Raw genomic sequence first — 23,267 nt, 5'->3', positions numbered from 1 at the left:
TCCTTGTGAAAAGTCCATGTATTGTCCGAAATGCGTTGTCCGGCCCTCTGGACCACCTCGAAATTGGGCTAGCGCCCCGCCGAGGGGTTACAGCGCGGGCAGCGTCCAGGCGTCACAGCGCGGGCACCGAGGGGGGCTTCGGACATCGTGACATTCACCTGAACTCCGCCTCGAGATGGCACCGTCACCAGCCTCGTCACTTGGGCCGCGCCATTGTTGGCGAGAATGCGATAGCGGCCTGCGGGCAGCATGACGAAAAGAAACGGGCCTTCGCTGCGCGCATGCAGCACGGGATGACCCGTATTCGACGTGATAGTCACATCGACATCGGAAAGATAGCCGCCCGAGGGCATCGCAAAAGTCAGACGCAAGCTATACCGAGGCCCGGCAGCCTGGAACGCGCGTGCTTCGTCTATGCCGATCCCGCCAGTGGCATAAAGCACGCCGTCCCGGCTAACCGGCTCGGGCAGCGGTTGAGACATGGCGGACCAAGTGGTGAGTGCAAGCATGAAGCCAAAGGGTACGCGAAGGAACGATCGGTGGGAGACTTGCATGATCGGTTTCTCGGGTTTAGGTGCAAAACGAGCGAAGTATCGAAAGCCTAGCCGCCATCGTCTATCCGCTCCGGTGTTGGAAGCATCCCACCATCGCACTCGTTCCGGTTGACGCACATCAAGTGGAACGAGCCATCGAAAATTCGTTCCGCGGCGTACGGTGAGCGGGACGCAACCGCTACTTTTGCCGACTTCGCGCTTGTCGAAAGCTGCGTCGCGCCATCGCGCGCGCGGCTGCTGTCGGATAGCGATGGTGGACCAGCAGGCAGCGGCCACCGATTGGCCGGACGGCGCAACGCTCCCGCCGCGCCGCGTCCGGCACGCGCGCATCCCACAGCATGCGAAGCATCTCCGCCACGAGGGGACCGACGAACAATCCGATCAGCCCGAATGCGGCGACACCTCCGAGGATGCTGACCAGCGCGAGCGCGAACGGCATGCGGATCGCGTTGCCGATGACTATCATGCGTATGACATTGTCGATCGAACTCACCACCACTGCGCCCCAGAGCAACAGTCCGACGCCGTCCCACGGGCTTCCATCCACGAGGAGAGCCACTCCCGTAGGCAGCCAGACGAACAGCGCCCCAAATGGAACGAGCGCCGCGAGCATGGTGAGCAACGTGAGCAGGACGGGCTCGTCCGCGCCTGCCGCCCAATAGCCGATGCCCGCCACAGTCGCCTGTCCGATCGCGGTGATGGGCACGCCGAAAAGCACCGCCCGTGTGACACGTCTAAGCGATGCGACGTAAAGCGGGAGCCTCGGACCGATGAGCGGTTTCAGCAGCCGATGCACCTTCACGATCAGCGATTCACCGTGCCGATACGTGAAATAGAGCGCAATGAAGGTAAAGCCGAATTGGAGCGCGTTTTGTCCCGCCAGACGACCCACCTTTGAAAGAGCGCTCAGCCACCCATTGCGCAGGGCTGCGACTTCAGCGCTCCATGCAGGCACCTCACGTGTCAACTCGGACAGCTTCTCGCCGACGACAGGAATGTCCGAGACGATCGCCGCGAGCCGCCTCGGCTCGCCGCCGCTCCACGCAACGAGCCGGCGAACGACGTCAACGACTTCATGCGTCAGGGGCACCGCAATGGCGATCATCGCCCCGATGATGACAATCGCGACTGCCGCGGTCGTCGCAAGCGCGCTTAGCGAGGCCCGTCCGCGCAGGCGCTGATGCACGACGACGAACAACGGCCAGGTCGCATAGGCAAGAATGAACGACCACAATACGGGGCCGATGAACGGGCGAAACATGACTATGCCCAACGCGAGGATCAGGATGGCGGGGAGCCACGATGCGTCGACAACAGACGGTCTCTTTTGCATCTCGATGTCCCGGTTTGCGCTGCCTAAGCCTGAGCGTCATCGAGGAGCGCGACGTCGACTTCGCGCTAGCGAAGCGATGCCTCGCGCCGCGACGCATGTCGGGCCCTGCGAAACAGCCCGTGTCGCCTCACGTATTTCTCGAGCTCCACGAGCACGAACACTACGCAAGACAGCGCAAGAGAACAGGCCAGTTGCCAGGCGTCGAGCGGCTCCGTGCGTAAAACCGTATTCATAAAAGGCACGTAAATCGCCGCGATCTGCAACGCGAACGTCAAGGCAACCGCGCCGGCAAGCGCGCGGTTCGACAGCAGGCCTAGCTCGAATACTGATCTGCGCGCGGAGCGGATGGCAATCACATAGCCCATCTGCGAAAGCGACAGTACCGTGAACGTCATGGTTTGCCATTGGGCCTGATCCGTACTCCATGCAAACCCTTGAGTGGCGAGCGTAACGAGCGACATTGCAATCGACACCCAGACGATATGCTGCCACGTCCCCGCGGCGAACAGACTCTCGCGCCGCGCGCGTGGCGGCCGCCGCATGATGTCGGACTCCGCGGGCTCGGCCGCAAGCGCGAGTCCTGGTAAACCGTCGGTGACAAGATTGATCCAGAGAATCTGGATAGGAAGCAGTGGCAGGGGCAAACCTAAAAACGGCGCCGCGACAACGACGCAAACTTCCGCCGTATTGCCGGTCAACGCATAGCGAACGAATCTTCGAACGTTATCGTAAATGCGCCGTCCCTCCTCGATACCGACGACGATCGTGCTGAAATCGTCGTCGAGCAGCACGATGCTCGCGGCTTCGCGCGCGACGTCCGTGCCGCCCTTGCCCATTGCTACGCCGATATCGGCGCGTGTCAGCGCGGGCGCGTCGTTGATGCCGTCGCCCGTCACCGCCACGCAATGCCCGCGCGCCTGCAGCGCTTCCACGATGCGGATCTTCTGCGGCGGATCGAGCCGCGCGAAAACACCCACGCTCTCGATCGCCGCCTCCAGTGCTTTGTCGTTCAGAGCGTCGAGTTCGGGACCGGTCAGGACGGACTGGCCTTCAGCGAGAATGCCGAGCGATCTTGCGATCGCCCGCGCGGTGACGGGGTGATCGCCGGTGATCATCACGGGAGCGATGCCGGCCGCCCTACATACGTCGACGGAATGGCGAGCATTGGGACGCGGCGGGTCTTGCATGCCGATGAAACCGAGCAGTGTATGACCGGACTCGAGCGATTCCGCGACAGGGTCGATTTTTGCCAGCCCGCTCCAACTACGCATGGATACGGCCAGCACACGCTCGCCGTCGGCCGCCATCGAGGCTGCCGCCGCGAGTTGCGCGGCGCGATCGAATGTCGCCGCTACATCGCCCATGCACGCGTCGCAGCGTGCAACGACCGCTTCCGGGGCACCTTTCATGTAGGCTGTGAAGCCGGCGTCTGTCCGGTACAGGGTCGTCATCCGCATGCGCTTCGAGTCGAATGGTAATTCGAGCAGCCGCTGTCCGGCTTCGCCGTGCGAGGTAGCATCGAACCCTGCGTCGACCGCGGCGCGCCATATAGCAACCTCCGTTGGATCACCGAGCCATCGCCCAGTCATATGCTCGCGCGCACCAGCATCCGAGCTGCAACTCATGGCCGCTGCCGACAGCAGGGGCAGCACACCCGGCCCATGGAAGCCTCCAGCAATTCGCCCACATCCCGGGGAGGTCAGTTCGACTACGTGCATCTCGTTGAGCGTCAATGTCCCGGTCTTGTCGGTACAGATGTGGCTCACCGAGCCAAGCGTCTCGATGGCGGATGCCTTGCGCACCAGAGCGTGACGCCGCGCGAGATTGCGCGCGCCGAGCGCAAGCATCACGGCGAGCACGGTTGGCAATGCCTCGGGTATCGCAGCCACCGCAAGACTGATCGATGTGAGCAGCATCAACGTGACGGGTTCGCCACGCGCAAGGCCCATGGCGAAGAGTGCGAGACACACGATTGCAATGGCGATGCCTAATTGGCGTCCGAATCTTGCGAGACGGTTCTGCAGCGGTGTACGCGGCAGCTCCACGCGTTTGAGCAGAGCAGCGATCTTGCCGAGCTCGGTTTCCATGCCCGTTGCGACAACAATCCCCGACCCGCTTCCGTAAGCGACGCTCGTTCCCATGTAAGCCATGTCGGTGCGCTCGGCGAGCGGCGCATGATGGTCCGAAAGAGTCATCGTCGCCTTGTCGACCGCTATCGATTCTCCGGTCAATGCCGCTTCACTGATCTTCAATTGCACGCATGCGATGAGCCGAATGTCCGCGGGCACGCTTGCGCCGGCCTCAAGGAGTGCGACATCACCGGGAACGACTTCGCTCGCAGGAATCGTCATGCGGACGCCGTCGCGCACCACCGTCGCGCGGAACGCCCCGAGCTTTCTCAATTCCGCCATCGCGTGTTCCGCGCGCACGCTCTGAAACGCACCTATCGTGCCATTGAGCAACACGAGCGCGATAATGGCAAGCGCGTCCTCGACATCGCCCGTCATGCCGCTGATTCCCGCCGCGGTAAGCAACACGAGGTTCATGAAGTCCGCAAATTGCGAGACGATGAGGGATATGACCGGACGCGGCTGCTCGCGCGTCGTCTCATTCGGTCCGTGGCTCAGCAGGCGCTGAGCGGCTTCATCTGAACTGAGACCTCTCTCGAGATCGGACGACTGCTCGACCGCAACGCTGTGCGCTTCTTTCGTGTGCCAATGCGCATTGTCGGTGACGGTCATCGCGCTCTCGCCCATCAAGTTGCCGAAGCCGCGGGAATGTCACCGCGTGTCCGTGCACGTGCCCGCAGCCCCGCAAGCACGCTTCTGTTCATGATGATTCAATCACAATAAGTCTCGGTCTGATCTGGATCAAGCAATCCAACCTGGGCGCTATCAAGATGGTGCTATCGCACATCACAAAGCAACGCTGCGGCGGTCGCCCGATAGCAATGGAACCGATCACTTCCTCTGTGCAATCCTGCAGGCCCCGAAGGGTGCTTGTTTCACTCGATACGTCGCCCGCGTCAGAAAACGCGCTCGCCTACGCGTGCAAGTTCCTGCTGCCCGACATGTGCGTGCGCCTGATCAGTGTGGTCGAGGACCCCGTCGTGCCGCTTCCGCTTCCGGAGAGGATTCCACGATCGCTCCATTCGGTCCGCCTGGATCTCGCGAGAAGTGCGCGCGACACGCTGGAACACGCGCAGATGGTTTTGGCGGCCGCAGGCCATCGGGCAGACACGGAGCTCCTCCAGTTATCGAAACAAGGCGGTAATGTAGTTCACGCGATTGCTGAGGCAGCGGGGAATTGGCGCGCTGATTTGCTGATTATCGGCGCGCATCAGTATCACGGCTTCTTGCGCTGGATCGAGGGCAGCGTCGCGGAGCCGTTGGTCAGCAACATCAATCAGCCCTTGCTGATCGTTCCGGAGTTTTTCGACGCCACGCTCGCATACGGACCACGGCGCATTCTTTTCGCGGTCGATGGAAGCACCGAAGTGCTCCCTGCTTTGCGGGTTGGCGCGGCGTTCGCCACCTCGGAAACGCACAGCCGCGCCATTTACGTCATCGATAAGGCTTCGCGGTTCGACAATCCTCTGCCCTTTGCCTTGCTCGATCGGACTCTCATGGAAGAAGGAAAGTCAGCCATTGCAATGGCGCGCCGCGTGCTTAATCACGTTCCCGGCACCAAAACGACCGAGATCGTGAGCGCCACCCAGTGCGGGGACGATATCGCTCATACGATCGTGCGTGAGGCGAACGCATGGCGAGCCGACCTCGTCGTCATGGGAACGCATGGACGCCGCGGCGCCGGCCGCTGGATTCTTGGCAGCGTTGCGCGCCGCGTCGCCCGCATCGCTTGCACGCCCTTGTTGCTCGTCAAATCGACGCTTCGCTAACGAGATTTGCGAGACTGCGTGCGATCGCATCGCCGTCGCTCAGGCTCCTTCATCGAGCGTATGAAAAAGCTCGTCCTCCTGCGCGCAGTGCATTCGGACGACGGCATCGAGGACGTAAAGAAGCCGTTGCAATTCCCGCATGCCCTGTTCGTCCGGTCCATCAGCCGGAAGGTCGGCCGCGATTCGCTGCAGCACGTGAACGGTGCGAAATATTTCCGCGTGAGTGCCGCTCATCGCGGCCAGGGGATCTTCACCGGCGAGTTTGCTGGCGAGCTCGGGATACAGACGGATATCGTCCTCCTGTTCGTGCGGGAGCAGAACGCGTACCAGAAGCTCGTTGATTCTGACAAGTTCGGACGTCACCGATTGCCTGGGAAGCTCAGGCAGCGCTTCGGCGAGACGCCTCAACTCGCCCAAAACTGGCTCCAGAGTCGTGTGCGCAGCCCGCAGGCGACTTGCATCGCCTCGCGGCAGCATTGGCTGGTGAGATCCAGTTCTCAATCGCAGGACGCGAAGCGCATTCCCGATCACGGCCATATCTATGACTTCCTGCAATAGCGCACCGTAGGGTGGACTCACGTAACCCAGAGCAGCCACGATCATGGCGACGATCGATAGCCCCATACCTGCCGTCGCGCTTTGTATCGCAATGCGCCGGCATCGGCGTGCGATTTCGAGCCCGACCACAAGACGGTCGACCCGATCGGTCAGGAGCACGATGTCAGCAGCCTGCGCAGATGCTGCCGCACCCCGGACGCCCATTGCCACACCGATGTCGGCGGCGGCGAGCGCGGGCGCATCATTGATTCCGTCGCCGACCATGACGACCACGCCGTGTTCGCGTGCTGAACGGATCAACGAGAGCTTGTCGGCGGGCGTCTGTTCCGAGTGAATTTCACTGACTCCCAGACGCGCGCCGATGCTTTCCGCGACGTCCCTTCGGTCACCCGTCAGCATGGCGATACGCGAGACGCCTGCGCGTCTGAGCAAGCGTACTGCCCGGGGGGTGTCCAGCCGGATGGGGTCTGCCAGCCGAAATGCGCCGACCATCACGCCGTCCACGTCGACAAAGACGGCCGAACCGTCTTCATGGCCGAGACGACGCAGGAACGCAGCGCTCCACGGCGCGGCTTGCGCCTGGGCCGCTGCGTGCGTGAACGAGCCGATCGCCACGACATTCCCCTCGACGGTGCCGATGAGTCCCGCGCCCGGGCACTCCGTGACCTGCGAAGGCACACTGAGCGCGAGAGCGCGCTCGCGCGCGGCCAGCGTAAGGGCCTCCGCCACGACATGGGACGACGCCTGCGCCAGAGAAGCGGCCAGTTGCAATACACGTTCAGGCTTGATGCCAGGACTGCTCTCGATTGCGACCAGTCGGGCTCGGCCACTCGTCAACGTGCCGGTCTTGTCGAAGAAGAGGATTTGCGCGCTCGCCAGACGCTCGATTGCCTCACCGCTCTTGACCAATACGCCATGCTTAGCGCATGTAGACATGCCTGAAACGATCGCGACCGGGACGGCAAGTAATAATGGGCATGGGGTGGCGACAACGAGGACCGCCAGAGCGCGGATGACGTCGCCTGTCACGATCCAGCAGATGCCGGCGATCAAAAGGGTCACGGGTACGAAAAAGATCGCGTAGCGGTCCGCCAGACGCGCGGTCGGACCGCGCGTCTTCTGCGCCGCTTCGACCATTCGGATGATCCCGGCGAACGTGCTGTCGCGCACCGTAGCGGCTGCGATCATCTCGAAGGGGGGACCCGCGTTCAACACGCCGCTCTGCACGCTCTCGCCGGCATTTCGCGACCTTATGGCAGCCTCTCCGGTGAGTGCCGACTCGTCGAGTTCCGCTTGATGTGTCAGCGCTCCATCGGCGGGCACCCGTTCGCCCGCCCGAACGAGCAGGCGATCTCCTGCGCGAATCGCATCCGGGTCGACCTGACGCCATTCGCCCGCTTCGTACCGGTTGGCGTGGTTCGGGGCAAGCTTGAGCAAAGCCGTCATCTCGGCACCCGCGCGGGCCTGCGCGAAGGCCTCGAGCGCGCGCCCTCCTGCCACCATCAATGAAACGACCGCTGCGGTAAAAGATTCGCCGATGGCCGCTGCGACAATCATTGAGAGCAGCGCCAGCACATCAATTCCGGCCTCTCGCCGACGAAACGCATTTGCTGCCGAGACGCACAAGACCACGCATGAAGGCACGACACAGGCGAGCCAGATCGCATGTGCCAAGCCTACCTTGCGAGCGATAAACAGGACAACGCCGACTGCAAGGCCGAGCGCCTCAATGCCAACGATGCAAACGTGGAGCGAGGGGGATCGTTTCAACATGACATTCGACGCCAGCTCTCGCCCACAAGGGAAATCAGGCGCGCCGCTTTTCTTCAAGTATTGTCTGCCGCGTGCTCACGTGGGACAGTTCGACGAGGTAATCGCCGATAAATTGCAACAGATCGTCCTCCGTCACGACGCCGACGAGACTCCCCGCGTCGTCGATCACGGCGATGCGTCGAACCCCAAGGCGCCGCATGCGCCGCGGCAAACAAAAGCCGTCTTCCCATTCGAAAGCTGTTACGGCGGGCGAGCTCATGATGTCCGAGACGAGAACCGATCCTGGCTCGACCTCTTCGGCCACTACGGAGATGGCAATGTCGCGGTCGGTGACGATGCCGATTGGCGCGATCCGATCGTGCGTCTTCTCGACAACTACGACGTCGCCCACATGGCTTGCTCGCATGAGCTTCGAAGCCTCCAGGACCGTTGTATTGCGATCGCATGTCACCACGTTGAGCGTGCAGATTTGGCCGGCGCGCATGATCACCTCGAGTTGGGCGTGAGTGGTAGGCTCATCATTCAAACGTCTTGCGATCCTGCGCAAGTCCGCGGTCATCCCGCATGAACTCGCGGTCGTGATCGAGGCGGCGAGCCAGTTCGCTAATCGTTGCCGAAGTTTCGACTCGTAATGGGTCCGCGGGGTCGAGTTCTTGCAGACGTTCAGGAAGCGACGCCATTTCGCGCCGCGCATGCTGACGGACTTCGCTCAGGGATAGCGTGGGGCGGACACGCAGCCCATACCGCATCACGGGCTGCAGGAGCGGCATTTCCGAGCAAGGCTCCTCCTCGAGCGCGATGACGTCGGACCTTATCGTTCCGGCAGCGTCGTAGCGCCGGAATATCTGCTTGACGCCCGGCAGCGTCGCCTTCCCCTCCGAACGCTTACGGCGCGGGCGGCCCGCATACTGCGTGAGCTTGTACGCGCAGTCGAGATATGGGGCATCCGCCGAAGTGTTCATGCGCGTGCCGACTCCAAAGCTGTCGATCGGCACGTCTGAGCGTACGAGGTCGCGCAGGCGCCACTCATCGAGATTGCCACTCGCGAGTATCGCTGTTTCCGCCAGACCGCCCTCGTCGAGAATGCGCCTCACCCGGCGCGCATGCTCGGCGAGGTCACCGCTATCGAGGCGAACGCCCCTAATCGCGAGTCCGTCTGCAGCCAGGTGTCCGGCAAGCTCAACGACGATGCGGGCCGCCCTCTCCGTGTCATAGGTGTCGATCAGCAACGTGGCGTTGTCCGGCTGTGAACGCATGAAAGCTGCGAAGGCTTCGCGTTCGCTGTCGTGCGCCTGGACATATGAATGGGCCATCGTGCCGAAGACGGGAATCTCATAGCGCAAGCCCGCAAGAAGCGTCGCTGTACCGTCGAAGCCGGCAATATAGCTGGATCGTGCTGATAGCATCGCCGCTTCGCTGCCGTGGGCCCGGCGCAACCCGAAATCGATGAGCGACTTGCCTCGCGCGGCGAGCGTACAGCGCGCGGCCTTGGTTGCGGCCAGCGTACTGTAGTGAATCAGGTTCATGACTCGGCTTTCGACCAGTTGCGCCTCACGCAGGGGTGCGGTGATCCGCAACACCGGCTCGTTCGCAAAGAACACCGAGCCCTCCGGCAGGGCGTGCACGGAACCGGTGAAACGTAGCGATTCGAGCGAATGAAGGAACGGATCGCTGAACCGGCCGGTGCGCTTGAGCAATCCGAGCACCACGGGGTTGAATTCGAGATCGCTCAAATAATCGAGCACGGGATCGAGCCCCGCGGCCATCAAAAAATTCCGCTGTGCCGGAAGCGAACGAACGAACAGCTCGAAAGTCGCCGTCTCGTTCATGCCGCAGTCGAAGTACGCTTGCAGCATCGTGAGCTCGTACAGATCGGTTAGCAAGACGGGGTCGTTCAGCGTGTTCATCGTTACCAGGGTTTAGGCATTTCGGAGCAAAGTTGAGCGAAAAACCGGGCGAGATTGCCTCGTCTCTAAGCGGCCGGCATCACCACGGGGAACTCGAGGTGCGAGACGACTTCCTTTACACCTTCGACGTTCTCCGCCGCGACGCGAGCCGCCTGGCGTTCCTCCTCGCTCATTACGACCCCCCAGAGATGGACGACGCCCTCCTTCACGAGGACATTCTCGGGTGCGACTGCCCAGCGCTGCCCCTTCATGGCGAGCACAATCGCATTGCGTATCGAGGCGTCGTTGTGATCGACCGGCGCGGGTGGCTCGGGTGCCAAGGTGACGATCGCACGCATCAGGTTGGCGCGGCTGATCAGGCCAACCACTTTTCCGTCGCGCATAACAGGCACCCGCTTAATGCGCCGCCGCTCGAGCAACTCGGCGAGTTCCGCGACGGTACAGTCTTCGTTGACGGTCACGACCTCCGTCGACATGACATCTTTGACCTTGCCTGCGTGTTCCTTGACGTACTTGCTTGCGAGTTCCCGCGTCGACGATAGAAGCTCGAGCCACCACGCGCGATGCTCGAAGCCGGTGCCAATTTCCTGCCGATGCAGCAAATCGCCTTCCGTCACCATGCCGACGAGCCTGCCGGTCTCGTTGATCACCGGCATTCCGCTGATGTTTCCGAGCACCATCGTTCTTGCGGCGTCGCGCACGGTCATTTCCGGATCGGCTGATATGACGGACGTCGTCATGATGTCGGCTGCTCGCATGCTCATCCCCTTAAAGGAAGTTAGCGCCGTCCCTCTCGACGGCATCGAGCCGCGACATGCCGCCACGGCTTTGCGCCATTGTTCGCCTTGCCGGATCGCATGCGCTTGACTGAGATCAATCCAGTCGCATACTCGACGAGCCGAGCAGGCAACCCCTCAGCGATCAGGTATCCGAGCCGGGCTGAATTCTGGGCGCGACTTCTCCACCGGCTTAACCCGGATCAGCCAACATCTCGTTTAGCCACGGTTTGATGCCGGGATGGGCTTTTCGTCTTCACCACCCTTGAGCTACGTGCGTTACGTTCCAGTGCAGGAGTCCGCAGATGCTGATCATTGCCGCGTTCATCTCGACGGTCTTTATGTATAGCCTCGTGTCTCGGGTGCTCAAGCGAACGGTCTTCACTGCACCCATGTTGTTCACCGCGCTCGGCGCGCTCATGTCTCTATCGCATGAAGCACTGAACGAGCTCGCGCTTGACCGCAAGGATCTGCTATTGGTTGCCGAACTGGGGCTCGTGATGACGCTCTTCGCCGACGCTTCACGGGTCAGTCCGGGCATGCTGAAGGGTGAAACGAATTTGCCCGCGCGCCTGCTAAGCACTGGCATGCTGGTCACGATCGCGCTCGGCGTACTGTGCGCGATGGTCGTTCTCGGGAAGCTGAGTTGGTGGGAGGCAGGAATTCTGGCTGCCATTCTTGCTCCAACCGATGCCGGGCTCGGGCAGGTAATCGTGAACAGCCCGCGTGTGCCACCACGCATCCGTCAGGCATTGAACGTCGAGGCAGGCCTCAATGACGGCCTTTCGGTGCCCTTCCTGATGCTTTTTATCGCATTGGCGGAGGCCCGCGAGACAAGCCGCGGTGGCGCGATCCTGACGCGCTTTCTGATCGAGCAACTCGGCTATGGAGCGTTGATAGGACTTGGAGTCGGCCTGCTCGGCGGCTGGCTCCTAGGTCTCGCTCAACGAAAGCAATGGATGGCGGATGCGGCCGCGCAACTTGGCGTGGTAGCGTTGCCGCTTGGCTGTGTCGTGGCGTCTGAAGCGACGCACGCCAGCATGTTCATCGCCGCGTTCGTCGCCGGCTTCGCAACGCAGCCTGGTTTCACCCAGGTCGCCAAACATAGTCTGGAGTTCGCAGAGGATTGGGGGCAGTTCTTCAACTATTTCGTCTTTTTCATATTCGGCTTGCTCGTCACGCAGGTCTGGACGCAGTTCAGTCTTGCCATCGTCATGTACAGCATTCTGAGCCTCACCTTGGTTCGCGTCGTGCCGGTCGCAATCGCATTATGGGGCACCGGCCTTAGCCGGGCGTCCGTCCTATTCATGGGATGGTTCGGCCCGCGCGGACTAGCGTCGATCGTGCTTGGCCTCGTCTACCTCGATGGCCAAACCGCCCTGCCCGGCGAAGAGACCGTCAAACTCGTCGTCATGGCGACGATCTTGCTTAGCATTTTCGCTCACGGCGTCACGGCGCTGCCCGCAATCGGCAGGTACGTCGACGCTCTCGCCCCGCTTGGCGATGATGCGCCCGAACATCGACATCAGGTACTCGGCGCGGCTGACACGCCGGCAGAACGAGCGTGACTTACGGTGCTGTACAAGCGTGTAAATGCGCGCGAAGTCGCACCCTCTCCGCCAGCCGCTCTCATCCCGGACGAGAGCCGTCGGAATGCTTCCCTTCGCTCTTGAGCCCGCGCAGGCACGCGGTGATGAAGGCGTCGAACCTGTGATCGGGCAGACCGCTGATCGCCGCCGCGCCGGCTCGTCCATCGCCGCCGAAGTGGCGACATAGTCGATCCGCGCCATGAGGCGCGCTCAGCGGTGCGCGCACGCTCACGTGCCATGCGCCATCCTTTTTGTGTTTCGCGACGATGTTCGCCCGGTCGGGCGCTGTCGTGGCCAGCCAGTTGGCAAACGCGCCGCGTACCCTGCTCGCCCAAGGTGTGTCCGGCAACCTGTAAATCGCGGCGTGCGCCGTGGAGACGAACGGACGCGTCGCGCAGGCCCGTTCCATGTCTTGCCGGCGCGCATGTGCGATCAAGGCAAGTTTGGGATAGTTACCGATGAATTCCAGCGGGTCCTCGTATTTCGAGAGCGCCGCATAAAGATCCGCGGGCGGCACCAACACATCGTGCTCGTCTTCGCCGTATGCGTTGTAGTTAACGTTCTCGCCCAGCTCCTGCAGGCGAGTGGTGTCAGTTGGACCAAGACCGCATTGAGATGCGAGCCGGCGCGCGCGCGCCGCAAGGTTGTCGCCGAACGCGCCTGCGACAGCCCAGCGCCGAAAACGGCCGCCGAGTTGCGTATCGACGATCATACTGGTGCACGTATCGGCGGCAGGGTCGATGTTCACGTGCAAGAGCGGATGACGCGGAATAGGTCCTGCGTGATGATGGTCGAAATACTCGACCGTAACGCCGCGCGCCAGAAGACGTTCCAAGGCGGCGATATTCGCATGCATGGACACGTCCGTCACGGTAACCCGGTCGCCGGGCCGCGCGGTGACGCGCTCGAGCAACGCGACGTCCTGTTTCAGCCCGGTGACGAGCGTGGCCCGGTGCGGATGGGCGAGTCTTAACTGATGCATTGCAAACAGCCCGTCCGCATCCCCATTGCATACGTCGAAATAGCGCATCACGTTCACCCGAGAGTGTTTTCATCCCCCAGTCACGTAGCGTAAGACTGCGCTCGATGCTGGCGCTTGACCTGAATCAAGCGGGAGGGTGACCCTCGACTGCGCTTCGGTTGACCTGAATCAACCGCGGTCGCGCCGACTTGCGTGAAGGTATCTTCAGCGCCACACCCACACTCGTCGACGAGATCCTGACGGCGACCGTAACCGCGGCATGCCTCGGCCATCGACCGGGATGCGCGCCGGCACGGGACAAGCGCGCCGCGCGCCGCATTCAGGCGGCGATCAACTCGATGTCCTGCGCAGTGCGCGCGGCCGGCTGGAGGCTCGGCTCACCGGTGACATCGGCTGGCACCCGGGTCGCGGGGATACGCCCATCGGAGAACCGATCGTGGGTCGTGGCGCTCCTCAGTCGCGATCTCGGACGATGAACGAGCCGAGCCGCTTCACGAACCGAACGCGCACGAAACCGAACAGAGTCATTCGATGACGCCCTTGGACGCCCGCACCGCTACCGCTGAAGATTCCATGATGGGCGAGCGCTTGATCGATATCGTCGAGTCGCTCGTTGCCGAAACGCATGACATGCGCGCACCGGCCAGCCACGTCGCAATGGATTCGCAATTCGAACGCGACCTTGGCTTCGACAGCCTCACCCGCGCCGAATTGCTGAGTCGAATCGAGCAGGCGTACGCAACGCGCCTGCCCGTGGAGATGTTCGCTTCGGCCGTCACGCTTGGCGATGTCCTTCAGGTCCTACGCCATGCCGCGCCAGCGACGCCCCCCAACGCGACGCCAGCCCGTCGCGAAACGTCGCTCGTCGCGCAAGCGAGGATCGACGAGCCGCGTTCCGCACGTTCGCTCGGTGAAGCACTTCAATGGCACGCCATCCATCATGCGGACCGGGTGCATCTGATCCTCCTCGATGACGAGTTCCGCGAAACGCGCATCACCTTCGCTGAACTCTTTCACCGGGCGCGCGAGCACGCTGCGGGTCTGCAGGAGCGCGGCATCGGCCCGGGAGACGTCATCGCGCTGATGCTTCCGACGGGATCGGACTACTTCGTGTGCTTCATGGCCATTGTGCTGTGCGGCGCGGTGCCCGTGCCCATCTATCCGCCGGCGCGTGCGACTCAGCTCGAAGAACACATCGTCCGCCACACGGCGATACTCGAAAACGCGCGAGCAAAGGCTCTCATCACTTTCGGCGAGTTGGGCGTACTCGGGAGCCTGCTTCGTGCACGCGTGTCCACGCTGCGTGAGGTGCTGGTGCCCGGGCAGATCGAATCGCGCGAGACAAGGCAGTGGTTCGTGGCGGGCAGCGACGATGTCGCATTGCTCCAGTACACCTCCGGCAGCACCGGAGAGCCGAAAGGCGTTGTGTTGACGCATGCGAATTTGCTCGCCAACATTCGCGCAATGGGCGACCGTATGCGTGTCGATTCGAACGACGTGCTGGTGAGCTGGCTGCCGCTCTATCACGACATGGGGTTGATCGGCGCGTGGCTCGCGCCGCTCTACTACGGCTTGCCGGTCGTCGTCACCTCGCCGCTCGCGTTTCTCGCGCGCCCCGAGCGCTGGCTCCGGATGATCTCGCGCTACCACGGCACGATCACCGCTGCGCCCAATTTCGCCTATGCGCGCTGCGCGGCTCGGCTCGGTCGGGAAGCCCTCGAAGGGCTCGAGCTTTCTTCGCTGCGCTTCGCGTTTTGCGGTGCGGAGCCGGTCAGCCCCGACAGCCTGCGCGCTTTCGCCAACCGCTTCGCCGGCTACGGATTTGACGCACGGGCCCTCGCGCCAGTGTACGGACTCGCGGAGAATGCGCTTGCGGTAACCTTCCCGCCGCCTTTGCGCGGCTTGAGGACGGACCGGGTCGTGCGTGACCTACTTTCCGAACGGGGCGAGGCCAAGCCCGCGAAACATGACGAGGACGCTACCGAACTGGCGGCCTGTGGATACGCGCTGCACGGAACGGAGCTGCGCATCGTCGGAGAAAATGGCGAGGTTCTGGACGAGCGTCACATTGGCCGTATCGAGTTCCGGGGAAATGCCGCGACGCGCGGATATCTTCGCAATGAGGTGCAGACCGCCCGGCTCATACACGATGGCTGGCTCGACACGGGCGACCTCGGCTATCTTGCGCAAGGCGAGCTCTACGTGACCGGACGCCTGAAGGACATGATCATCCGTGCCGGCAGGCACTTCTTCCCGTACGAACTGGAAGAGGCGATCGGCAAGCTGCCCGGCGTGGCGCAAGGCGGCGTCGCCGTCTGCGGCCGTCCTGACGCGCAGGGAGGCACCGAGCGGCTTGTCATCATTGTCGAGACCACGTCCACCGACGAGGCAGCGCGAACGCTTCTCAAAACGCGCATCAACGAAGCCACCGTCGTATGTTTCGGCGCCCCCGCCGAAGAGATCGCACTGGTGCCGCCCGACACGATTCTGAAAACGCCCGGCGGCAAGATTCGCCACGCAGCGACGCTCGAGCGTTTCGAGGAACGGGGACAAGCCACGACACGGCTGAGTCTCTCGAGGCAGTGGGTGCATATCGCCGCCGGCTCGCTCGCGCTTGCCTGCCGCGATCTCGCGGCCCGGTCCGCGCGCATTCTGCGAGGTCTCGCCTGCGGCAGTGCGGTGCTGCTTCTAGGGCTTTGGGTAAGATGCCAGGTCGCGTTCAGCAGCGATACAGGGCGCAACTGGCGCATCGCGGCACGCGCCTGCCGGTTGTTCCTGCGTGTCGCAGGTGTAAGGGTCACGCTGGATGGCGAGCGCACGACGCTTCTCGACACACGTCCGATCTTCGCCGCGAATCACACCAGCTATCTCGATGTGATCGTCCTCACAGCGGCGCTGCCTTGGCCCGTGAATTTCGTCGCGAAGCGCGAACTGTCTGACCGAATGTTCGTCGGCCCCATCCTGCGCCGGCTCGGCACGCGCTTTGTCGAGCGCGATGTGTTCTCGGGCAGCGTGGCTGACGAAACACAACTCGTCCGACACGCGAGTGAGGGCGATAGCCTCTTCTTCTTCCCCGAAGGAACATTTGTGCGATCAGCAGGCGTGCGTGAGTTTCATCTCGGCGCTTTTCGCGCCGCCTGCGTCACGCAACGCCCTGTCGCCCCGGTCGTATTGCGAGGCACACGAGCCGTCCTGCGTGACGGGGACTGGATTCCGCGTCCTGGCCCTGTCACGGTCAGCGTGTTTGCGCCCATTGCGCCTGCTGGCGCTGATTTCTCTGCGGCGGCCCGCATGCGCGACGCAGTGCGCGATGTCATCGTGCAGCACAGCGGCGAACCGGACACGACGCGGTGAGTAAAAGCGTAGGTCGCGTCTCGAACAGGTATCGAGGGAAGCCCATGACGGTCACACTCATTCTGGCAAACATCGCCGTCTTCGCGTGGGAAGCCGTGGACCCCGATCGCGCGGTCGCTCTCTTCGCGCTGTGGCCGCTGCAAAGCCATGCGATGGGCGGCCCTCCGTTCCATCTGTGGCAGGTTCTTACGTATAGCATGCTGCATGCGAATGCCGGGCATCTTGCGCTTAACATGTTTGGACTCTATATGTTCGGTCGCGATGTCGAACGAACGCTGGGCGGCAAGCGCTGGTGTGCACTATATCTGGCGAGCATCCTGTCGGGGGCGCTGGTTCAGTTGGTGGTTTCGCTTGCGCATGCAGGCGATGCCTATCCGACCGTCGGTGCGTCTGCCGGCGTCTTCGGCGTGCTGGTCGCTTATGCGCTGTTTTTCCCGCACCTTCGCGTGGTCCTGCTCTTCCCGCCCGTGCCGATGCCCGCCTGGCTGTTCGCAACGATTTACGCGCTCCTCGAACTGCTGCTCGGCATGAGCGGCAACGAGCCCGACGTCGCGCACTTTGCGCATCTGGGCGGCATGTTGGGTGCGCTGGTGCTGGTGCTTCACTGGGCCCGTATCGTCCGCCAGCACAGAATCGACTAGGCAGCGCTACGAGGTCAATGCGCGGGCCACATGTGTCAATGTATTCGATGGAGCGGCGTCGCAGACGCGTTGATACATCGCCTCCACGGCGGACGCTTCGCATAGCCCAGTGCCCTCGCTCAACAGCGCCGCCGAAGCGGCCGCGAGGCCATAGCGGGCTGCATCGTCAAGTGTCGCGGCCCGATTGAGCGCCCAGACAAATCCGCCGACGAAGCTGTCCCCCGCGCCGATCGAACTCGCGACCGGCACCGCCAGGCCGGGTAGCCTGATGCAGCGCTCCCGCGTCACGATGAGGGCACCTTCCGCGCCCAGCGTCAGTGCCAACACCTCCACACGGCCTTGCGTCACAAGTCTGAGCGCGGCATCGCGCCATTCAGTCTCGGACAACAACTCGCATGCCGACAACGCTCGCAGTTCTCCCAGGCTCGCTTTGAGCAGAAACACGGGCGCAGCCAGGGACGCGGCCAGCGCCGGGCCTGAACTGTCGACGACCGCGCGCGTGCCACGGGAATGCATCTGATGCACGAATCGGGCATACACGTCCACCGGGATCCCCGGCGGCAAGCTACCGCTCAGCACGAGATAGGCTGGCGCGGGCGAAAGCGCGCAGACGCACTTGATCAGGCTTTGCCATTCATGCTCTTCAACGGCGGGCCCGGGGAGCACGAAGCGAAATTCGCGACCGCTCGCGTTCTCGCGCACGGAGAAGTTCTCACGCGTCTCTCCGGCAATCGGCACGCATTCGCTCGTCACTTGCTCGGCGTTCAGCAGCGCGCTCAACATACCGCCCGCCGGTCCGCCCGCAAGATAATAGGCCACGCAATCGCCGCCGAGCCGTTGCACGACGCGCGCGACGTTGATGCCACCGCCGCCGGGATCCCGTCGCGCCGGCGCGCAGCGCAGCTTCTGCGTGTCGAGGACCACGTCGACCGACGTCGCCACATCCACAGCGGGATTGAACGTCACCGTCACGATGTCTGTCATTTCGATTCCCCTTGCAGCATCACCACGCTACGACCGCACCGTGCTGACGTTCGTGACCCTGGCGCCGTTCCGCGGTGGCGACACGCCGCTTGACGGCAACGAAGCTGTCGGGACTGACGGAGATCGAATCGATGTCGCAGTCCACTAGAAAATCCGCAAACTCAGGATGGTCGCTCGGCGCCTGTCCACACAGTCCCACTTTGGCCTGAGCCTCGTGCGCCGCACCGATCACGCTGCGAATCATCCACTCGACTGCGGCGTTCTGTTCGTCAAAGAGCATGGCAAGTTCTGCGGAATCGCGGTCCACGCCGAGCGTGAGCTGCGTCAGATCGTTGCTACCGATGGAGAATCCATCGAAGCGCGCAGCGAACGATTTGGCCAGGATGACGTTCGACGGAATCTCGCACATCACATAGACCTGGAGACCTCCCTCGCCTCGCCGCAGGCCATTCTGCGCCATGGTGTCCAGCACGCGGTCCGCTTCTTCGATCGATCGGCAGAAGGGAATCATGACGATCACGTTGCTGAAGCCGAGCTCATCGCGCAAACGCCGGATCGCGCGGCATTCCAGTGCAAAGCCGTCGCGGTAGCGCTCAGAGTAATAGCGGGAGGCGCCGCGAAAGCCGAGCATCGGGTTTTCTTCCTTGGGCTCGAACTGTGCGCCGCCCATCAGATTGGCATACTCGTTGGTCTTGAAGTCGCTCATGCGCACGATGACGGGCCGCGGATGCAGCACTGCCGCGATGCGCGCCAGTCCGCTTGCGAGCTGGTCCACGAAGTAATCGGTCCTGTCGGCGTAGCCTTGCGTGAGCTCCGCGATCCGGCGCTTCACGTCTTCGTCTTCGAGCGCGTCGTAGCGAGCGAGCGCGAGCGGATGCACCTTGATGTGATTGCCGATCACGAATTCCATGCGCGCGAGTCCTACGCCATCCGCCGGAAGGCGCCACCAGCGCAGCGCGGCGGCAGGATTGGCAAGGTTGAGCATGATCTTCGTGCGGGTTTCGGGAATGGATGAAAGATCGATGTCCTCGACCTCGAAGTCGGCCACGCCCTCATACACAAATCCCTCGCGTCCTTCGGCGCACGAGACGGTCACGTCCTGCTCGTCGTGAAGGACGCGGGTCGCGTTTCCCGCACCGACGATGGCCGGCAGCCCCAGTTCCCGACTCACGATCGCCGCATGCGACGTGCGGCCGCCGTGATCCGTGACGATGGCGCTCGCGCGCCGCATGACGGGCAGCCAGTCGGGATCGGTCGTCTGGGTGACGAGGACCGCGCCATCGACGAACCGCCCCATATCGTGAATGTTCTCGATAATGCATACCCGCCCCGCGGCGATCGCCTCGCCGATGCTGATGCCCGTCGCGAGCCGCGCGCCTGCCTGCTTGATGCGCCAGCTGCGCACCGCGCCGGCCGCACGCTGCGACTGCACGGTCTCCGGCCGCGCCTGCACGATGAAGAGTTCGCCCGTGTCGCCGTCCTTGGCCCATTCGATGTCCATCGGTTGGCCGTAGTGTTTCTCGATCGCACAAGCGCAGCGTGCGAGCTTCAGGATTTCCGCGTCGTCGAGCACAAAGGACTCGCGCTCATGCTTCGACGTCGGCACGTTTTTCGTTGGATGCTCGCCTTGCGTCGCGTAGACGAGCTTGCAGCGCTTCGCACCTCTCTTCTTGCTGACGATGGGCGTGAGCGGCTCGTTCGCGAGCAGCGGTTTGAACACCTCGTACTCATCGGGCTCAACTGCGCCCTGAACGACATTCTCTCCGAGTCCCCATGAAGCAGTGATCAGCACCATGCGATCGAAGCCGGTTTCCGTGTCGATCGAAAACATCACGCCCGCTCCCGCACGATCCGAGCGGACCATGCGCTGCACGCCGACGGACAGCGCGACCTTCATGTTATCGAAGCCTTTCGCCTGCCGATAGCTGATCGCACGATCCGTGAACAGCGATGCATAGCAACGGCGGCAGGCATTGAGCAGGGCCTCCTCTCCGCGGATATGCAAAAAGGTCTCCTGCTGTCCCGCGAAGCTGGCGTCGGGCAAGTCCTCGGCCGTTGCGCTCGAACGCACCGCGACGTCGCACCGATCCTGTCCCGACCGATTGCCGAGCGCTTCGTAGGCGCTGCGCACCGCCTGCGCGGTCGCCGGTGGCCAGTCGCCCTGAACGATCGCCTGGCGTATCGCGTCGCCAGTCTCCGCGAGCGAGCGCTTGCCCTGCGCCCATTGTTCGAGAAGCGACGATATGGGTTCGCGCAGCCTGTTCGCGTCGATGAATTCCCAATAGGCATCGGACGTGAGCGCGAAGCCGGGTGGCACCTTGACGGCGACGCCTTCGAGCATCGCCACCATTTCGCCGAGCGATGCATTCTTCCCGCCCACGCGTGCGATATCCGTGCGCCTCAGGTCCTCGAACCAGGCAATCTGCGAAGTGCAAGCGTCCATCTGGAGCTCCTTTTTCCTTGAGCAAAACTCGCACTGTTTAGATGCTCAGATATCCCTGGAAGAGCCAGGGCAGTTTCATACCCGAGCCGCCCTCGCTCTCCCGATCGCCTTTCGCCATGCACGTGCCGACAAATCCGGGGCTACCGTCCGTCGCGAAGACAGGCGTGAACGCGAATGCATCGTCAATCCGAACAGTGAAGTCGGAATTGAACGACGACGGCGCGATGATCGAAATGAGCCGGATCAGCGGCCGGCCGGTTTCGTCGGTCGAAGCCCCGCTCAGCGAGCCAGGTTGTTGCGTGCCTTCGTAGCGCGCGGGTAACGCGTACTCTTTGCCGCCGGCTTCGACCTTGCCTCCGGCGACGTACGTGAGCGACAGGCCCGCATGAGACAGATGCCAGGAAGCTGGCGCCAAAGGTCCTTCAGGCCCGAAGGACAGCGGCGGATAGGCCCAAAGATAGAGCGTCAAAGGGCTTGTCTTCTGCAGGAAGTACTCGTTGAGCCAGTTCATCGCCTTGTCTCCGTCGTGATCTGTCGGTCGATCCGGGCCAGCTTAAGCGTCAGCGCAGGCAAATCGTTGATGTGAGTCAATCGGAAGGCGCGGCAAAAACCGCGAGTGGTGGGTGACGTTAAAACCCTGGCGGCAAACACATGCAGACTGATCCAGATCAATCCCCAGACTGCACGCGGTGCAAGAATCGGACAACTCTTCGTCACGTGCTTGCTTGCGCGAGCCTGCAGCTATGGCCAAGCCTCTTTTTCGTATCGGCGCCGTGCTTAACGCACCGGGTCCTCGACCGCTCGACAACCCGCCTCGCGCCGTCGTCGATCTTCCCCAGCCGCAGCGCTTTGGCGGCATCCCCTTGCTGGACGCGCTTGCTGCACGCCGCACCTCGCGCGACTTCTCGGACGAACCCGTCTCTCTGGACCTGCTCAGCGAGTTACTGTGGGCCGCCAATGGCATCAACCGCGATGCGGAGCGCGGCCGCACGGCGCCCTCCGCGTTGGGCGGTTATGAGATCGATATGTACGTGCTGCTGGAGACGGGTTCGTATCGGTATGAACCCGATAAACATCGGCTGGTGCTCGCCGCGCCGTTCGACTTGCGCGCGACCACGGGTTATCAGGAGTTTCTGTCGTACGCGCCCGTCGATCTCGTCTTCGTGGCCGACCTGAATCGGATGCAGGACGTACCGGCCCGCCAGCGCGAAAGCTTCGCTTATGCGAGCGCCGGCGCGATCGTGCAGAACGTCTACTTGTACTGCGCTTCGGCGGGTCTGGCGGCGGGTGCCCGCGGCTGGATGAACCGCACCGCCCTCGCAGTCAACCTGAAACTGCCCGTCGGCTCGACGCCGGTACTTGCGCAAACCGTCGGGCATTTCGCACGCACTCAATCAGTTCAATGACTTCGAAGTGGAACAGGTATGAACAGCAAACCCGAACGCCTCGCGGTGGATGTCATCCGCCTCGATCACAAGCGCCTAGCCGCAGTCACGGCAGCCATGCTGGATTTCGTTCGCATGCTTGGCGAAGACGGAGCCGCCCCCGACCCTATCCTCCTGCGCGCGATGCTTTACTACATCCGCGAATATCCGGAACAGTTCCATCACCCGATGGAGGACCGCTACCTCTTCGCTGCGCTGCGAAGCCGCACGGACGACTTCGACGAGGTGCTGGACGAGCTGCAATGCGAGCACATAGAAGGCGACGTTCGCCTGCGCAATCTCGAGCATGCGCTCACGCGTTTCGAGCTGAAGGGCGAGGCGGCCCTGCTGGGGCTGCGCACACTGATGGAGCAATATGTCAATTTTTGCGCGAACCACCGGCGGGTCGAGGAGACGGTAGTTCTTCCTGCCGCAGAGCGTTTCCTCTCCGAAAGTGACTGGGCACGCATCAATGCGGCCGTCGAGAACCGCCTGGACCCGTTTGGCGAGGCGACATTCGAAGGCGAGAGCCTGGAGAGCCTCTATCGTCTGATTGCTAATGCGGTGCCAGCAGTCGCCGAATCGCGCGAGGACGCATGAGCACGAAGGCCGCGCCGACCCCGTCATTGCGCGGCCTTGCGGCGAATCAGCCGCGGTCGTTGCGCCTGCTCCGAGACCGCGAGAAGCACGAGCGCGCGATCCTATTCAAGTTGCTCGCCCCATTCGTATGGGTGGGTACTTGCGGGAGTTGCCTCGCGTTCATGACGCCGGAACCGACGAGGTTGGTCGATGCGCAGCGCTGCATGTTTTGCCACAAGGTCGACACGCCTTTCCGTGCGCCGTCGTTCAGACAGATTGCTGACCGTTACCGGGACGTGCCGGATGCAAGCAGCATGCTAGAAAGAAAGCTGCGCCAGGGTGGCGAGGCGCATTGGGGAAAGATGGCGATGCCGTCTGCCGCCGGGCGAGGCGGTGGGCCGCTTTCTGGCGACGATGCCCGCAAGCTCGTTCAGTGGGTGCTGAGCCAGTAGGTCAAGTTGCGCATTCAACC

General features: G+C 62.8%; 18 protein-coding genes. 7 read left to right on the top strand and 11 right to left on the bottom strand.

Features of this window, described 5'->3' with window-relative positions; translation table 11 throughout:
* Positions 1-68: 68 nt before the first annotated feature.
* The 3 genes from NCS00_RS29400 to NCS00_RS29390 all read right to left on the bottom strand — a co-directional run bounded on the left by NCS00_RS29400 (position 69) and on the right by NCS00_RS29390 (position 4,628).
* The gene (locus tag NCS00_RS29400) at positions 69-554 is read right to left on the bottom strand and encodes a carboxypeptidase-like regulatory domain-containing protein (RefSeq protein ID WP_250441754.1); all 486 of its coding nucleotides are present in this window, start codon (positions 552-554) and stop codon (positions 69-71) included.
* A gap of 178 nt (positions 555-732) precedes the next feature.
* Positions 733-1,887, bottom strand: a complete 1,155-nt coding sequence (locus NCS00_RS29395) for an AI-2E family transporter (protein ID WP_250441753.1) — start codon at positions 1,885-1,887, stop codon at positions 733-735.
* Positions 1,888-1,952: 65 nt separating this feature from the next.
* Positions 1,953-4,628 carry a cation-translocating P-type ATPase gene (locus tag NCS00_RS29390; protein ID WP_250441752.1) on the bottom strand — a complete coding sequence of 892 codons (2,676 nt, stop codon included), beginning with the start codon at positions 4,626-4,628 and terminating at the stop codon, positions 1,953-1,955.
* Between the two features lie 254 nt (positions 4,629-4,882).
* Here NCS00_RS29390 and NCS00_RS29385 point away from each other — a divergent pair, with 254 nt between their 5' ends.
* Positions 4,883-5,785 carry a universal stress protein gene (locus NCS00_RS29385; RefSeq protein WP_250441751.1) on the top strand — a complete coding sequence of 301 codons (903 nt, stop codon included), beginning with the start codon at positions 4,883-4,885 and terminating at the stop codon, positions 5,783-5,785.
* A gap of 39 nt (positions 5,786-5,824) precedes the next feature.
* On the opposite strand, the gene NCS00_RS29380 is transcribed toward NCS00_RS29385, so the two are convergent.
* The 4 genes from NCS00_RS29380 to NCS00_RS29365 all read right to left on the bottom strand — a co-directional run bounded on the left by NCS00_RS29380 (position 5,825) and on the right by NCS00_RS29365 (position 10,781).
* A complete protein-coding gene (locus NCS00_RS29380) occupies positions 5,825-8,116 on the bottom strand; it encodes a heavy metal translocating P-type ATPase (protein ID WP_250441750.1) in 2,292 nt (763 codons plus the stop codon).
* 34 nt (positions 8,117-8,150) lie between these two features.
* Complete coding sequence (locus NCS00_RS29375; RefSeq protein ID WP_250441749.1) at positions 8,151-8,600, bottom strand: CBS domain-containing protein; 450 nt, start codon at positions 8,598-8,600, stop codon at positions 8,151-8,153.
* A gap of 34 nt (positions 8,601-8,634) precedes the next feature.
* Entirely contained in the window at positions 8,635-10,023 is a 1,389-nt protein-coding gene (locus tag NCS00_RS29370) for a nicotinate phosphoribosyltransferase (RefSeq protein WP_250441748.1), read from the bottom strand.
* Between the two features lie 65 nt (positions 10,024-10,088).
* The gene (locus NCS00_RS29365; RefSeq protein WP_250441747.1) at positions 10,089-10,781 is read right to left on the bottom strand and encodes a CBS domain-containing protein; all 693 of its coding nucleotides are present in this window, start codon (positions 10,779-10,781) and stop codon (positions 10,089-10,091) included.
* 323 nt (positions 10,782-11,104) lie between these two features.
* Between NCS00_RS29365 and NCS00_RS29360 the strand changes: the two genes are divergently transcribed.
* Entirely contained in the window at positions 11,105-12,367 is a 1,263-nt protein-coding gene (locus NCS00_RS29360) for a cation:proton antiporter domain-containing protein (protein ID WP_250441746.1), read from the top strand.
* A gap of 61 nt (positions 12,368-12,428) precedes the next feature.
* Here the strand turns inward: NCS00_RS29360 and NCS00_RS29355 are convergent, their stop codons facing one another.
* The gene (locus tag NCS00_RS29355) at positions 12,429-13,418 is read right to left on the bottom strand and encodes an acetyltransferase (protein WP_250441745.1); all 990 of its coding nucleotides are present in this window, start codon (positions 13,416-13,418) and stop codon (positions 12,429-12,431) included.
* A gap of 483 nt (positions 13,419-13,901) precedes the next feature.
* Here NCS00_RS29355 and NCS00_RS29350 point away from each other — a divergent pair, with 483 nt between their 5' ends.
* Together NCS00_RS29350 and NCS00_RS29345 are read left to right on the top strand one after the other, a co-directional pair.
* A complete protein-coding gene (locus NCS00_RS29350; RefSeq protein ID WP_250441744.1) occupies positions 13,902-16,724 on the top strand; it encodes an AMP-binding protein in 2,823 nt (940 codons plus the stop codon).
* 44 nt (positions 16,725-16,768) lie between these two features.
* Entirely contained in the window at positions 16,769-17,365 is a 597-nt protein-coding gene (locus tag NCS00_RS29345) for a rhomboid family intramembrane serine protease (RefSeq protein WP_250441743.1), read from the top strand.
* 6 nt (positions 17,366-17,371) lie between these two features.
* Here NCS00_RS29345 and NCS00_RS29340 read toward each other — a convergent pair whose 3' ends face one another.
* Genes NCS00_RS29340 through NCS00_RS29330 form a run of 3 tightly spaced genes read right to left on the bottom strand, consistent with a single transcriptional unit; the run spans position 17,372 to position 21,303 of the window.
* Positions 17,372-18,349, bottom strand: coding sequence for a 1-phosphofructokinase family hexose kinase (locus NCS00_RS29340; protein WP_250441742.1), 978 nt, complete (start codon positions 18,347-18,349; stop codon positions 17,372-17,374).
* A 19-nt stretch (positions 18,350-18,368) separates the two neighbouring features.
* Positions 18,369-20,792 (bottom strand): phosphoenolpyruvate synthase, encoded by a 2,424-nt coding sequence (ppsA, locus tag NCS00_RS29335; protein WP_250441741.1) that lies wholly within the window; start codon positions 20,790-20,792, stop codon positions 18,369-18,371.
* Positions 20,793-20,829: 37 nt separating this feature from the next.
* A complete protein-coding gene (locus NCS00_RS29330) occupies positions 20,830-21,303 on the bottom strand; it encodes a hypothetical protein (RefSeq protein ID WP_250441740.1) in 474 nt (157 codons plus the stop codon).
* Positions 21,304-21,535: 232 nt separating this feature from the next.
* Here NCS00_RS29330 and NCS00_RS29325 point away from each other — a divergent pair, with 232 nt between their 5' ends.
* The 3 genes from NCS00_RS29325 to NCS00_RS33745 are packed head-to-tail and all read left to right on the top strand — an operon-like array spanning position 21,536 to position 23,247.
* Positions 21,536-22,198, top strand: coding sequence for a nitroreductase family protein (locus NCS00_RS29325; protein WP_250441739.1), 663 nt, complete (start codon positions 21,536-21,538; stop codon positions 22,196-22,198).
* Between the two features lie 18 nt (positions 22,199-22,216).
* Positions 22,217-22,816 carry a hemerythrin domain-containing protein gene (locus NCS00_RS29320; protein WP_250441738.1) on the top strand — a complete coding sequence of 200 codons (600 nt, stop codon included), beginning with the start codon at positions 22,217-22,219 and terminating at the stop codon, positions 22,814-22,816.
* The gene (locus NCS00_RS33745) at positions 22,813-23,247 is read left to right on the top strand and encodes a c-type cytochrome (protein WP_502801608.1); all 435 of its coding nucleotides are present in this window, start codon (positions 22,813-22,815) and stop codon (positions 23,245-23,247) included. The genes NCS00_RS29320 and NCS00_RS33745 overlap by 4 nt, the downstream gene beginning before the upstream one ends.
* The last annotated feature ends 20 nt before the right edge of the window (positions 23,248-23,267 follow it).

It is taken from the genome of Caballeronia sp. AZ1_KS37 (assembly GCF_023631165.1).
In the GTDB taxonomy this organism is placed as follows: domain Bacteria; phylum Pseudomonadota; class Gammaproteobacteria; order Burkholderiales; family Burkholderiaceae; genus Caballeronia; species Caballeronia zhejiangensis.
This window is presented reverse-complemented; position numbering and strand designations above follow the sequence as displayed.